The sequence below is a fragment of the Streptomyces yaizuensis genome (assembly GCF_034961445.1).
GTDB lineage: Bacteria > Actinomycetota > Actinomycetes > Streptomycetales > Streptomycetaceae > Streptomyces > Streptomyces yaizuensis.
This window is the reverse complement of record NZ_BSBI01000003.1, coordinates 394,495-408,260: the sequence shown is the minus strand read 5'-3', so window position 1 is coordinate 408,260 and position 13,766 is coordinate 394,495. Positions and strand designations below refer to the sequence as shown.

Genomic DNA, 13,766 nt, shown 5'->3' with positions numbered 1-13,766 from the left:
GACGGAGACCCGATGCGGCGGGCACACCCCGACCCTGCACGACGCCCCGAACCGGAACCCATCGGGTCAGCCGGGGCCGACATCGACCCAGCGCCCTCCCGGCGCGGAGACGGAGCTTCCGTGCCGCAGACCGCACCGGACCCGGAGCGGCGGGCAGCCACGACATCCCCGGGCCGGACCGGAACAGACCCATCGCCGGGCGGGGACCGGTCGTCGCGTACCACCCGGGTACCGGCGCGGTGGCGGGCACATCCCGTCCGCAGTGAGGCCGTACGCGGGTCCGCGCCCTGGGCCGGGGTGCTGATCCTGCTCGCCGCCGGAGCCGCCATGGCGGGCAAGGCCGACGAGTGGCAGGGCGACTGGGGCGCGACGCAGGGGCTGCTGCACATCGCCGGAACGCTGGTCGCGGCCCCGCTCGCGGGCGCGGCCGGGGCCCTGATCGGCGGGCGCGAGCACCGGCAGCACACCGGGGAGCTGCTGAGGACCACCACCCGTCCCCCGCTGGCGCGGGTCCTCGTGGCCGCGCTGCCCACCGCCGTATGGGCGGCCCTGGGCCAGCTCGCCGTGGTCGCCGGGGCGCTGCTCGCGTCCTGGCCCTACGCCTCGGGCGGCCGCCCGGTGGTCTCCACGCTGCTCGTCCCCGCCGTCCTGGTGCTGTCGACGGCCCTCCTCGGGTACGTCACCGGCGCGGTGGTACGGGTACGGCTCGCCCCGCCGCTCTTCGGTGTCGCGGTCTACGCCGGACTCGGCATCCCGGGCTACAGCGACCGGACGGCCGCCTACCTCTCCCCCGCGAGCTGGGAGTCCGTGGTGGACGGCGGAGTGCCGGTGTGGTGGCAGCCGCTGGTGGCGGTGGCCTGGGCGGGCGGGTCGGCCGTCGCCGCCGTGCTCGTCCTCGCGGCCCGGCGCCGCTGGACCGCGCTGGTGCCGCTGACGGCCGCCGCCGTCGCCGGCGTGCTGATCGTCCAGACCGACGAGCGGATGTGGCGGGACGACCCGCTGGTGTTCCGGCCGGTCTGCGACACCTCCGCCTGGCCGGAACTGTGCGTACCGGCCCGCTACCCGGGGATGCTGCCGGACATACGGCGGGCCCTCGAACCGGTCACGGACCGGCTGGCGGGCGTCGAGCACCTGCCCGTGCGTCTCACCGCCGTACCAGGAGACCTCGCGCCGGGCGAGGAGCGGCTGCCCGCCCTCACACCCCTCGGCCAGTCGATGGTCCGGGGCCGGCTGACCGACCCGGAGTTCTACGCCTGGGGGACGGCGGCCTCGCTGGTCCACGCCCGCGAGGGCTGCACAGCGCTGGACGAGGACCAGCGCTACCAGGATCTGTCGCTGGTGCTGCGGGAGTGGCTCGGCGCCGCGCCGGGCCGTACGGGGGAGGAGATCTGGGATACGTACCACCACCCCGACACCGCCGCCGAACAGGCACGGACCCGGACGTTCCTGCGGCGCTTCGACCGGCTGGAGACGATGGAGCGGGAGGAGCGCCGCCGCTGGCTGTCGGCGTACTTCGGCGCGCTCGCCCGGTGCGCCCCGGACCGGATGCCCGCGCTGTGAACGGCCGATTCGGATACGGATTCGGGTACGGGCTCCTGCTGCACGCCCGTGCCCGCCGGGTCCCCGCGACGGCGGCCGTGATCGTCGCGGCGGCGGTGCTCGCCCCGGGTCCCGGGCAGGGCGCTCCGGCGCTGCTGGGCCCGCTGGCCGTGGCGGCGGCCGTCGGCGCCGGGCTGCGCACCCATGACGAGGACCTGGACCGGGCCGCCGCCCGTCGCTGGTGGCCGCTGCGGGCGGCGCAGGTGCTGCTCCTGGCAGCGCTCGCCGTCGCGGCCCTGGCGCTCGCCGTCCCCGGGCCCGCCGTGCCGGTGCGGGCCGCTCTGGGCGCGGTGGGTGTCACGGCGGCCGCCGCCGTGCTGTTCGGTGCCCGGCTGAGCTGGGTCCCGACGCTGCTGTACCTGTGGCCGGCCACGCTGCCGCGCCACGGCGCGGGGCCGGTGCTGCGGTGCTGGCCGGTGCGGCCCGGCGACGACGTCTCCGCCTGGGCCGCCGCCCTGGTGCTGTGCGCCGTCGGCACCGCCCTCGTCGCCTGGCGCGGGCCCCGGCCGCAGGGACGCTGACGACGGCTGTTTCCGGCCTGGTGGGACGGTTTCCGGCCCGTGGGACACCCGCGAACACGCCACCGGGCCGGAATGGGTTTGATGCGGGCCCCCACGACGGACACGATGGCCTCCGACGAGCCCCCGCCGGACCGGAGAACCTCTTGCGCCCCGAGCCGTACGACCTCCCCGTCACCCTCGACCGCCGCGACGGCCCCCACGGCGAGGTCGTCCTCCGCCGCCGGGGCGGTGTGCACGAGATCATCGTCAACGGCTGCTTCCTGATGGACACCTCGGACGGCCGCTCCGAGCGTCTGCTGATCGACGCGGCCTTCGCCGCGCTCGGCGCGGACGGCGGGCGCCGCCGGGCCGGGCCGCCGTCGCTGCTCATCGGCGGCCTGGGGGCGGGCTTCTCGCTCGCGCACGCCGCCGCCCGCCCCGGCTGGGGCCCGATCACCGTCGTGGAGCGGGAGGCCGCCATCGTCGACTGGCACCGGAGGGGCCCCCTCGGGGAGATCACCGCCGCCGCGCTCGCCGACCCCAGGAGCGTGATCCTCGTGACGGATCTGCTCACCCGTCTCCGTGACAGCGACGACCGGTACGACGCGCTCTGCCTGGACATCGACAACGGGCCCGACTGGACCGTCTCCCCGGACAACGACTCCTTGTACACACCAGCCGGACTGGCGCTGTGCCGGGCCCGCTTGACACCCGGTGGAGTACTCGCCGTATGGTCCGCGAAACCCTCCGCCGCATTCGAAGACTCCTTGCGGAATGCCGGATTCAACGGGGTAAGAACCGAAGAGATCCAGGTTGCCCGAGGCGTACCTGACGTGGTCCATCTCGCCGTCAGGCCCGCGTAGCCCCAAGGCTCCAACTGCCTTTACGCTGCTGAGCTACACACGGATCCACAATGCGCAGGCAACTTGCTGATAGCGCTTACAGGGGCGGGCGATGGAACAGACACACACCACCCACAACGGCGTCGCGGCCACACCCGGTGCCCAGCGCCGGGTGCTGGTCGTCGAGGACGACTCGACCATCGTCGACGCGATCGCCGCCCGGCTGCGGGCCGAGGGCTTTCTGGTGCAGACCGCCGCCGACGGACCCGCGGCCGTGGACGCGGCCGAGGCGTGGCAGCCCGATCTGATGGTCCTCGACGTGATGCTGCCCGGCTTCGACGGCCTGGAGGTCTGCCGCCGGGTCCAGGCCCAGCGCCCGGTGCCGGTGCTGATGCTCACCGCCCGGGACGACGAGACCGACATGCTGGTCGGCCTCGGCGTGGGCGCGGACGACTACATGACCAAACCGTTCTCCATGCGCGAGCTGGCCGCCCGCGTCCATGTGCTGCTGCGCCGGGTGGAGCGGGCCGCGCTCGCCGCCGTCACCCCCCGCAGCGGCATCCTCCGCCTCGGCGAGCTGGAGATCGACCACGCCCAGCGGCGGGTCCGGGTCCGGGGCGACGACGTGCACCTGACCCCCACCGAGTTCGACCTGCTGGTCTGTCTCGCCAACACGCCGCGCGCGGTCCTCTCCCGGGAACAGCTGCTCGCCGAGGTGTGGGACTGGGCGGACGCCTCCGGCACCCGCACCGTCGACAGCCACATCAAGGCGCTGCGCCGCAAGATCGGGGCCGAGCGGATCCGTACCGTCCATGGCGTGGGATACGCGCTGGAGACCCCCGCGCCATGAACTGTCCCCGGGGGGAGCCACCCGCTCAGGAGCACCGGCGGTCCGTCCCGGCCAGGACCAAGATCTCCATCAAGACCAGGCTGGGCACCCTGGTGGTGGTGTCGGTCTTCATCACCACCGGGCTGCTCCTGGTGGCGCTGGAGACCTCCACCGAGCTGCGCTTCATCACCGTCTTCTCGGTGATCGCGACCCTGCTGATCACCCAGTTCGTGGCGCACGGCCTGACCGCGCCGCTGGACGAGATGAACACGGTGGCCAAGGGGATCTCGCACGGCGACTTCACCCGCCGGGTGCGCGGCGCGGACCGCCGGGACGAGCTGGGCGACCTCGCCTCGACCATCAACCGGATGGCGGACGACCTGGAGGCGGTGGACCGGCACCGCAAGGAGCTGGTCGCCAATGTCTCGCACGAGCTGCGCACCCCGATCGCCGCGCTCCGGGCGGTGCTGGAGAACGTGGTCGACGGGGTCTCCGCCGCCGACCCGGAGACGATGCGCACCGCGCTGAAGCAGACCGAGCGGCTCGGCCGGCTGGTCGAGACCCTGCTCGACCTCTCCCGGCTGGACAACGGGGTCGTCCCGCTGCGGGCCCGCCGGTTCGAGGTGTGGCCCTATCTCTCCGGGGTGCTGAAGGAGGCCAACCTCGCCGCCGCCCAGCGGGGCCTGGCCTCCGGCTCGGGCCATCACACCCGTACCGACGTCCATCTCCGTCTGGACGTGTCGCCGCCGGAGCTGACCGCGCACGCGGACGCGGAGCGGCTGCACCAGGTGGTCGCCAATCTGATCGACAACGCGGTGAAGCACTCGCCGCCGCACGGCCGGGTGACGGTCCGGGCCCGGCGCGGCCACTACCCGGAGTCGCTCGACCTGGAGGTGGAGGACGAGGGTCCGGGCATCCCCGAGCAGGAGCGCCATCAGGTGTTCGAACGGTTCAACCGGGGCACCGGGAAGCCTCCGCAGGGCAAGGGGGACGGCGGCACCGGTCTGGGGCTCGCCATCGCCCGCTGGGCGGTCGATCTGCACGGCGGCCGGATCGGGGTGGCCGAATCATCCCGGGGCTGCCGGATCCTGGTCACTCTTCCGGGGATCCCCGGACCCCGCCCTTGACGTAGGGTTCGAATCGGAAGCAATCCTTCTATGTGTGTGGAGAGAGGGCAGGAAGCCGGTCCGGCAGGTGAACGCCTGTCGAAGCGCCGCCGCCGGGAGTCATACCAGCGGCGCGGGTAAACCGTGCTTATTTCCCGCCATTCCCCACCCCGAAACCCGCTTTTCGATGTGACTTGCGCGACTGTGGCCCGCCTGGCCTGCACGTCCAGGCCAGGGAGGCGTAGCCTTGTTTCCCGCTGTCCATCACCTTGTGAAGCGGAAGAGGGCGGTTGCCGCCGTGTCGTCTCAGTCCCCCAGTAGCCCCAGCTCACCCAGCCTCCGGCCGGGTGCTGCCCCCACGACCGACCAGAGCGGGCAGGGCGCCGACCCCGCCGCCGCTTTCGGCCCCAACGAGTGGCTTGTCGACGAGATCTACCAGCAGTACCTCCAGGATCCGAACTCGGTCGACCGGGCCTGGTGGGACTTCTTCGCCGACTACAAGCCCGGCGCGCAGAACGCCGCCGCCACCGGGGCCGAGCCCACCGGGGACGCGGCCGCCGCGCCCGTACCGGCTCCGGCCCCCGCGCCGGCCGCCCCGGCGCCCCGCGCGAGCACCAACGGCGCCGCAGCCCCGCAGGCGGCCCCGGCCGCCCCCGTGGCACCGGCACCGGCACCGGCTCCGGCCCCCGCAGCGCCGGCGCCCGCGCAGCCCGCCCCGGTGCAGCCCGCCCCGGTGAAGGCCGCCGCGCCCGTGCGGCCCGCCCCCGCGAAGGCCCCGGCCCCCGCGAAGCAGGCCGCGCCCGCCGCCCCGGCCGCCGCCGGACCGGAGCTGATCACCCTGCGCGGCCCCGCCGCCGCCGTCGCGAAGAACATGAACGCCTCGCTGGAGATGCCCACGGCCACGTCCGTGCGCGCCGTCCCGGTGAAGCTGCTCTTCGACAACCGCATCGTCATCAACAACCACCTCAAGCGCGCCCGGGGCGGGAAGGTCTCCTTCACCCACCTCATCGGCTACGCGATGGTGCAGGCCCTCAAGGCCATGCCGGCGATGAACCACTCCTTCGCGGAGAAGGACGGCAAGCCGACGCTGGTCAAGCCGGAGCACGTCAACTTCGGCCTCGCCATCGACCTGGTGAAGCCGAACGGCGACCGCCAGCTCGTCGTCGCGGCCATCAAGAAGGCCGAGACGCTCAACTTCTTCGAGTTCTGGCAGGCGTACGAGGACATCGTCCGCCGCGCCCGGGGCAACAAGCTCACGATGGACGACTTCACCGGGGTCACGGTCTCCCTGACCAACCCCGGCGGCCTCGGCACCGTCCACTCCGTGCCGCGGCTGATGCCCGGCCAGTCCGTGATCATGGGCGTCGGCTCCATGGACTACCCGGCCGAGTTCCAGGGCACCTCCCAGGACACCCTGAACAAGCTGGGCATCGCCAAGGTCATGACCCTGACGTCGACCTACGACCACCGGGTCATCCAGGGCGCGGCCTCCGGCGAGTTCCTGCGGATCGTGGCCAACTTCCTCCTCGGCGAGGAGGGCTTCTACGACGGCATCTTCGAGGCGCTGCGCATCCCCTACGAACCGGTCCGCTGGCTCAAGGACATCGACGCCTCGCACGACGACGACGTCACCAAGGCCGCCCGCGTCTTCGAGCTGATCCACTCCTACCGGGTCCGCGGCCATGTCATGGCCGACACCGACCCGCTGGAGTACCGCCAGCGCAAGCACCCCGACCTGGACATCACCGAGCACGGGCTCACCCTGTGGGACCTGGAGCGCGAGTTCGCGGTCGGCGGTTTCGCGGGCAAGTCCCTGATGAAGCTGCGCGACGTCCTCGGCGTGCTGCGCGACTCGTACTGCCGCACCACCGGCATCGAGTTCATGCACATCCAGGACCCCAAGCAGCGCAAGTGGATCCAGGACCGGGTGGAGCGCCCGCACGCCAAGCCGGAGCGCGAGGAGCAGCTGCGGATCCTGCGCCGCCTGAACGCGGCCGAGGCGTTCGAGACCTTCCTCCAGACCAAGTACGTCGGTCAGAAGCGGTTCTCGCTGGAGGGCGGCGAGTCCGTCATCCCGCTGCTCGACGCGGTCATCGACTCGGCGGCCGAGTCCCGCCTGGACGAGGTCGTCATCGGCATGGCCCACCGCGGCCGGCTGAACGTGCTCGCGAACATCGTCGGCAAGTCGTACGCGCAGATCTTCCGCGAGTTCGAGGGCAACCTCGACCCGAAGTCGATGCACGGCTCCGGCGATGTGAAGTACCACCTGGGCGCCGAGGGGACCTTCACCGGTCTGGACGGCGAGCAGATCAAGGTCTCGCTGGTCGCCAACCCCTCCCACCTGGAGGCCGTCGACCCGGTCCTGGAGGGTGTCGTCCGCGCCAAGCAGGACGTCATCAACAAGGGCGGCACCGACTTCACCGTCCTGCCGGTCGCGCTCCACGGCGACGCGGCCTTCGCGGGCCAGGGCGTCGTCGCCGAGACGCTGAACATGTCGCAGCTGCGGGGCTACCGCACCGGCGGCACCGTGCATGTGGTGATCAACAACCAGGTCGGCTTCACCGCCGCCCCGGAGTCCTCCCGCTCCTCGATGTACGCCACCGACGTGGCCCGCATGATCGAGGCGCCGATCTTCCATGTGAACGGCGACGACCCGGAGGCGTGCGTCCGCGTGGCGCGGCTCGCCTTCGAGTTCCGCCAGACGTTCAACAAGGACGTCGTGATCGACCTCATCTGTTACCGCCGCCGCGGTCACAACGAGGGCGACAACCCGCAGTTCACCAACCCGCAGATGTACAACCTGATCGACAAGAAGCGCTCGGTGCGCAAGCTGTACACCGAGTCGCTGATCGGTCGCGGGGACATCACGCTGGAAGAGGCGGAGCAGGCGCTCCAGGACTTCCAGGGCCAGCTGGAGAAGGTCTTCGCGGAGGTCCGCGAGGCCACCAGCCTGCCGGCGCCGACGCAGGTCCCCGACCCGCAGGCGGAGTTCCCCGTGGCGGTGACCACGGCCGTCTCGCAGGAGGTCGTGAAGCGGATCGCCGAGTCCCAGGTGACCATTCCGGACAATGTCGCCGTCCACCCGCGGCTGCTGCCGCAGCTCCAGCGGCGCGCGTCCTCCGTCGAGGACGGCACCATCGACTGGGGCATGGGCGAGACCCTGGCCATCGGCTCGCTGCTGATGGAGGGCACCCCGGTGCGCCTCTCCGGCCAGGACACCCGGCGCGGCACCTTCGGCCAGCGCCACGCGGTCCTCGTGGACCAGGAGACCGGCGAGGACTACACCCCGCTGCTCTACCTGACCGAGGAGCAGGCCCGGTACAACGTGTACGACTCGCTGCTCAGCGAGTACGCGGCGATGGGCTTCGAGTACGGCTACTCGCTGGCCCGCCCGGACGCGCTGGTGGTCTGGGAGGCGCAGTTCGGTGACTTCGTCAACGGCGCGCAGACCGTCGTGGACGAGTTCATCTCCTCCGCCGAGCAGAAGTGGGGCCAGCACTCCGGTGTGACGCTGCTGCTGCCGCACGGCTACGAGGGCCAGGGCCCGGACCACTCCTCGGCCCGCCCGGAGCGGTTCCTCCAGCTCTGCGCGCAGAACAACATGACGGTCGCCATGCCGACGCTGCCGTCGAACTACTTCCATCTGCTGCGCTGGCAGGTGCACAACCCGCACCACAAGCCGCTGATCGTCTTCACCCCGAAGTCGATGCTCCGGCTGAAGGCCGCGCAGTCGAAGGCGGAGGAGTTCCTGACCGGCGGCTTCCGCCCGGTCATCGGGGACGCCTCGGTGGACCCGGCGGCCGTGCGCAAGGTCGTCTTCACGTCCGGCAAGGTCTACTACGACCTGGACGCGGAGCGGAAGAAGCGCGGTCTGACGGACACCGCGATCATCCGTCTGGAGCGGCTGTACCCGCTGCCGGGCGCGGAGCTCCAGGCCGAGATCGCGAAGTACCCCGGGGCCGAGAAGTACATCTGGGCCCAGGAGGAGCCGGCCAACCAGGGTGCGTGGCCGTTCATCGCGCTCAACCTGATCGACCACCTGGACCTGGCCGTCGGCGCGGACGTGCCGCACGGCGAGCGGCTGCGGCGGATCTCCCGTCCGCACGGCTCGTCCCCGGCGGTCGGCTCGAAGAAGCGTCATGAGCAGGAGCAGGAGCAGCTGGTCAACGAGGTCTTCGACGCCTGACCGGCCGTGCATGCAGTACGGAGGGCCGGCACCGCGGGGTGCCGGCCCTCCGGCGTTCCCGCGCGCACAGGGCCCGGTGTCACCGGCGTTCCAGGCGCTCGACCTCCTGGCGGATCAGCTCCGCCGAACGCGAGCGCACCGACGACAGCAGCCCCAGCACCGCGCGGTGCTCCTCCAGCGCCCGGTCCGGCCCGGCCGTGTGCTCCAGCCGTCCCGCGCGCGCCCACTGCGCGGTGATCGCGCTCTCCAGCAGCCCGTCGGGCCCCTCCTCGGCCCGCCGGTAGTGGGCGACGGCCGCCCGCAGCCGCGCCGGTGAGCCGGTGCGCCGGGCCAGCAGCGCGCAGGCCACCGCGCGGTACCACCAGGCGTACGCGGCCAGCTCCGGGTCGGCGGCCTCCCGGGCGGCGGCCCCGAGCGCCCACTCGGCCTCGTGGAGGTCGGCGACGGCGCCGTCGGCCCGGAACCGTTCGATGTGGGCGTGCCCCAGCAGCGCCCGGCGGCGCGGCAGCTCGGGGTCGGCGGCGGCGGTCTCCTCGATCGCGCCGCGCAGCGCCCGTACCGCCGCGTGGATGTCGGCCGGGTGCTCCTTGTCGACGCCCCGCTCGGTGAGCTGGCGGCCGAGGGCGGCCAGGACGGCGGTGCGCCTCGGGTCGGACCAGGGCAGCAGGGGCAGGGCCTCGGTCCAGGCGGCGATCGCGGAGTCGCGGTGGGCCCAGCCGCCGGTGGTGAGGTAGCGCTGTTCCAGCAGGGCGGCCATCCGCAGCAGGATGTGGGCCTGGGCCTCCTCGTCCCCGGCGGCGTTGCGCCGGGCCTGGTCGAGGGCCTGGAGGATGCGCAGCCGGGTGTCGTCGTCGGGGTGCTCGTCGGCGAACTCGATGGCGTCGGCGTAGTCCAGCCACACCCGGCACAGCTCGGCGGGGCCGACGGCGTCCCAGTCGATGCCGTCGATCCCGGTGTGCAGGTCGTGGCCGGCGCTCTCCGCGTACGCGCGGGCGGCGGCCACGTCCACGGTCCGGGGGGCGACCGGGCCCTCGCCCCGGTGGTGGCGGGCCAGCTCCAGCAGGAGTCCGCCGCGGGCCAGCAGCGCGGATTCGTGCCGCTCGTCGGTGCGCAGCTCGGTCAGGGCCTCGGGGACGGTCTCCTCCGTCAGCACCTGGACCACGCCGATGGCGGTGTCGAGGGTGGCGGTGAACCAGTCGCCGGGGTCGGTGGGGCCGGCGAGTCCGTAGGGGGCGGCGAGGACGGCGAGCCGGCGCAGTACCCGGATCCGGGCGGTCGCGGCCTGTTCGCGCAGCCCGCCGTCCCAGTCGCCGGGGGCGGGGTCGGTCAGCTCGGCGAGGCTGCTGTCGGCGGCGGTGAGCAGGACGGCGGCCACCGGTTCGGGGTCGTCGCCGGCCTGGAGCCAGGCCCACTCGGGGACCAGTTTGGTGGGCAGCCGTTCGGAGACGACCTCGTCGGCCATCGACTCCAGGACCCGGGCGAGGGTGAGGTGGGCGCGGGGCGGGCCGCCGGCGATGGCGTTCTGGGCGGCGTCGAGGGCTTCGGGCAGGTCCTCCGGCAGGGGGCGGACCAGCCAGCGGCGGAGCAGGGCGGCGGCCAGTTCCTCGTAGAGCCCGGCGCGCGCGGTGGGGTCCCGTTCGGTCTGGGCGGCGGCGTGGAGGAGCGCGATGGCGGCGTCCAGGTCGCGTACGGTGCCGTGCTCGGCGTAGTGGGCGAGGCAGGCGCGGGCACGGGCGCGCAGCGAGGCGGTGCCCTCGCGGGGGAGCCCGCCGGGGAGGACGGCGGCGCGGTCGGCGCCGAGGCGGCGGAGCACCTGGGTGGAGACCTGGGCGAAGGAGAGCGCCGCGGGCTCCTCGTCCGGTCCTGGCGGGGCGGGCGGCCGGGGGTCGGGGTCGACGGATCCGGTGAGGAAGGCGGCGGCCATGGCGGGGAAGTTGCGCACGGTGCGGCCGTAGCGGGACTCGACGTACTCGGAACAGTGCTTGAGCACGAGGGCGGCGCTGCCGGTGCCGAGCCGGCCGAGCAGTTCCTCGCGTACGCCGTCGAGGAAGACGTAGGCCGGGCCGCCGTCGCCCGTGCCGGGGCCCGCGGGGTCGCGCCGCAGCAGGCCGCTGAGCAGGATCTCGGCGAGGACGTCGGGGCCGCTGCGTTTGAGGGTGGCGCGCTGGACGAGCTGCATCACGGGGAGCAGCAGCGGTACGGCGGAGAGGTGGACGGCGAGTTGCGCGGCGGCGGGCGAGGCGGTTCTGCGGAAGCGGCGGACGCGTTCGGCGGGGTCGAGCCGGTGGGCGGTGCGGGTGCGGGTGGCGGCGGGCCGGTGGCGGCGGAGCACGATGCCGGCGGCGGCGTGCAGGGTCTGCCCGGTGCCGCCGGCGACGAGCCGGGTCCAGGCCTCGAAGGAGGAGCGGCGCAGGGCGAGCACGGGGACGGGGATGCCCCGGGGGGCGGCGGTGCCCTCGTCGGGGGTGAACTCCAGCCGTCCGGCGGGTCCCTCGCGGCGCCGCAGCACGCCGGGGAACGCGGGCAGGTGGGTACGGGGCCACATCCGCTGGGGCAGCGGCTGGACGACGGCGACGGGCGCGGTGGCGGCCCAGGTGTGGAGGAGGCGTTGCATGCGGCCGCTGCGCCAGAGGGGGCCGGCGCAGTCGCTGAGGACGACGGTGAGGCGGCGGCCCGTGGGGTCGCCGACGCCGGTGGGGGGCGGGCCGCTCTCGTGCACGTGGTGGACGGTGACCTCGCGGAAGGCGCCGGAGCGCTCGCTGATCCGGCGCAGTTCCTCCAGGGCGTCGCGCCAGACGACGTTGGAGGTGGAGTCGTCCATGACGAGGGCGAGCCGGGCCTCGCGGCTGCGGCGAGTGGTGAGGACGGGCAGGACGAGTCCGGTGTCGGCGGCGCGGTCGGCGGTGGCGGTCTCGTCGAGTTCGCGGCGCAGGGGGCGCTGGGGCGGGCGGTAGCGCTGGAGGGGGCGCAGGGAGCGTTCGAGGGCGGCGGCGTCGGGGAGGGCGGCGGGGACGGGGACCCTGATGCGGCGCATCACGGCGCCGGGCGGGGCGCCGCCGCCGGGCGCGGGGCGGCCGGGGCCGTACAGCGCGACGGGTGAGCGGGGGGAGGTGGCGCGGCGCAGGACGGCGGGGAGTACGGCGTCGGGGGCGCTGTCGCGTACGGGGTCGGCGGGGTCGGCGGTGTCGGCTGTGTCCTCGTCGGCCCCGTCGGGGGCGGGGGGTGTGCCGGGCCGGGCGCCGGGCGGCGGGGTCGCGGGGACGTGGCGGGCCAGCCAGAGGGCGTCGGCCAGCTCTTCGGCGGTGGGGTCGAGTCCGGCGCGGCGCATGCGGTGGACGAGGGCGGTGAGGGGGCTGCCGGCGGGGTGGGGTGGTCGGCCGGGCTCCGGTGGTCGGCCGGGGGCGGCGGGGGTGCCGGGGGTGCCGGGCTCCGGTGGTCGGCCGGTGCCGGAGGGGGTGTCCGGGTCGGGTGGCGCGCGGTGCGCGGGGGTGTCCTGGCTCATGGCCGCTCCCGCGGGGTGGCGCGGCAGGGGCCCGGCCGGGCGGGGCCGCGGATACCGCGCGGGGCGGGCCGGTGCCTGGCGGGCCGGTGCGGTGCGGGCCGGTGCGGAGGCACGGCTCACCTCCGCCGGGTGTCGAGGGGGCGCATCAGCAGTCCGGCGATCTCCTCGCGCCGCCCCGGTTCGCCGCGCACGGTGTGCTGCGTCAGATAGATCGCGTTCAGCAGCTGGTCGGTGGGGCGGAGTTCGCCGTCGCCGTCCTCGCTGGTGAAGCGGCCGATCAGATCGAGGTTGCGCTCGTCGGCCCCGGTCCCGAAGTGGGCCTGCACCATGGCGGCGAGCCGTTCGTCGCGCGGCGGGTCGAGATGGAGGTGGATGCAGCGGCGCAGCAGCGGGGCGGGGAAGTCGCGTTCCCCGTTGCTGGTCATGAGGACGAAGGGGAAGGCGTGGCAGCGGATGCGGCCGCCGCGCACGGGGACGCGCCGTCCGTCGTCGGTGAGGACGCGCACGACCTGCCGGCCGGGCCGGTCGGCGGTCCGCTCCAGCTCGGGCAGGGCGAATTCGCCCTCCTCGACCACGTTCAGCAGGTCGTTGGGGAGGTCGATGTCGCTCTTGTCGAGTTCGTCGATGAGCAGGACCCGGGGCAGTTCGGTGGGGAGCAGCGCGGTGCCGAGGGGCCCGAGGCGGATGTAGCGGCCGATGTCGTCGGGTTCGCGGGCGCCGGTGCCGGGGTCGCGTTCGGCGAGCTGGGCGTCCTGGAGCCGGCCGATGGCGTCGTACGTGTAGAGGCCGTCCTTCAGTTCGGTGCGGCTGACGACGGGCCACTGGAGGACCCGGCCGAGGCCCAGTTCGTAGGCGACGGAGTGGGCGAGGGTGGATTTGCCGGAGCCGGGTTCGCCGGTGACGAGGAGGGGGCGGCGCAGATAGAGGGCGGCGTTGATCAGCTCCAGGGCGCGGGGGTCCTGGGCGGGCGGGGTGCCGACCCGGGAGCCGAGGCGGCGCAGCGAGGAGGCGTCGACGGGGGGTACGGGGTCGGGCAGCGGCTCCCCGGAGAAGGCGCGCCAGGGCGGGGGTGGCGGCAGTGCGCGTATCCGCTGGAGGTCCGGGGCTCCGACGCCCCGGTAGATCAGCCAGTCGTCCATCGCTCGCTCCTCAGTGACGGGCAGGGGACCGGTCGCGGGCAACGCCGGTTATGTACCCATGGC

General features: G+C 74.0%; 8 protein-coding genes. 6 read left to right on the top strand and 2 right to left on the bottom strand.

Annotation, left to right across the window (positions count from 1 at the left end; translation table 11 throughout):
• The first annotated feature begins 297 nt into the window (after positions 1-297).
• The 6 genes from SYYSPA8_RS10080 to SYYSPA8_RS10055 all read left to right on the top strand — a co-directional run bounded on the left by SYYSPA8_RS10080 (position 298) and on the right by SYYSPA8_RS10055 (position 9,062).
• Positions 298-1,560: a hypothetical protein gene (locus SYYSPA8_RS10080; RefSeq protein ID WP_323446683.1), complete on the top strand. Its 1,263-nt coding sequence runs from the start codon at positions 298-300 to the stop codon at positions 1,558-1,560.
• Positions 1,557-2,120: a hypothetical protein gene (locus SYYSPA8_RS10075; protein WP_323446682.1), complete on the top strand. Its 564-nt coding sequence runs from the start codon at positions 1,557-1,559 to the stop codon at positions 2,118-2,120. Before SYYSPA8_RS10080 ends, SYYSPA8_RS10075 begins: the two co-directional genes overlap by 4 nt.
• A 143-nt stretch (positions 2,121-2,263) precedes the next feature.
• A complete protein-coding gene (locus SYYSPA8_RS10070; RefSeq protein ID WP_323446681.1) occupies positions 2,264-2,962 on the top strand; it encodes a spermidine synthase family protein in 699 nt (232 codons plus the stop codon).
• Positions 2,963-3,053: 91 nt separating this feature from the next.
• Positions 3,054-3,791, top strand: coding sequence for a response regulator transcription factor (locus SYYSPA8_RS10065; RefSeq protein ID WP_003959164.1), 738 nt, complete (start codon positions 3,054-3,056; stop codon positions 3,789-3,791).
• Positions 3,788-4,897, top strand: a complete 1,110-nt coding sequence (locus SYYSPA8_RS10060; RefSeq protein WP_323446680.1) for a HAMP domain-containing sensor histidine kinase — start codon at positions 3,788-3,790, stop codon at positions 4,895-4,897. The genes SYYSPA8_RS10065 and SYYSPA8_RS10060 overlap by 4 nt, the downstream gene beginning before the upstream one ends.
• 277 nt (positions 4,898-5,174) lie before the next feature.
• Entirely contained in the window at positions 5,175-9,062 is a 3,888-nt protein-coding gene (locus SYYSPA8_RS10055; RefSeq protein ID WP_407705956.1) for a multifunctional oxoglutarate decarboxylase/oxoglutarate dehydrogenase thiamine pyrophosphate-binding subunit/dihydrolipoyllysine-residue succinyltransferase subunit, read from the top strand.
• 79 nt (positions 9,063-9,141) lie between these two features.
• On the opposite strand, the gene SYYSPA8_RS10050 is transcribed toward SYYSPA8_RS10055, so the two are convergent.
• Entirely contained in the window at positions 9,142-12,564 is a 3,423-nt protein-coding gene (locus SYYSPA8_RS10050; protein ID WP_323446679.1) for an SAV_2336 N-terminal domain-related protein, read from the bottom strand.
• Positions 12,565-12,680: 116 nt separating this feature from the next.
• On the bottom strand, positions 12,681-13,703 hold the full coding sequence (locus SYYSPA8_RS10045) for an AAA family ATPase (RefSeq protein ID WP_323446678.1): 1,023 nt from the start codon (positions 13,701-13,703) through the stop codon (positions 12,681-12,683).
• Positions 13,704-13,766 lie beyond the last annotated feature (63 nt).

Excerpts from the sequence above, each read along its gene's own strand:
- SYYSPA8_RS10050 (WP_323446679.1), bottom strand. The coding sequence starts at position 12,564 with ATGAGCCAGGACACCCCCGCGCACCGCGCGCCACCCGACCCGGACACC.
- SYYSPA8_RS10045 (WP_323446678.1), bottom strand. The coding sequence starts at position 13,703 with ATGGACGACTGGCTGATCTACCGGGGCGTCGGAGCCCCGGACCTCCAG.
- SYYSPA8_RS10060 (WP_323446680.1), top strand. The coding sequence starts at position 3,788 with ATGAACTGTCCCCGGGGGGAGCCACCCGCTCAGGAGCACCGGCGGTCC.
- SYYSPA8_RS10065 (WP_003959164.1), top strand. The coding sequence starts at position 3,054 with ATGGAACAGACACACACCACCCACAACGGCGTCGCGGCCACACCCGGT.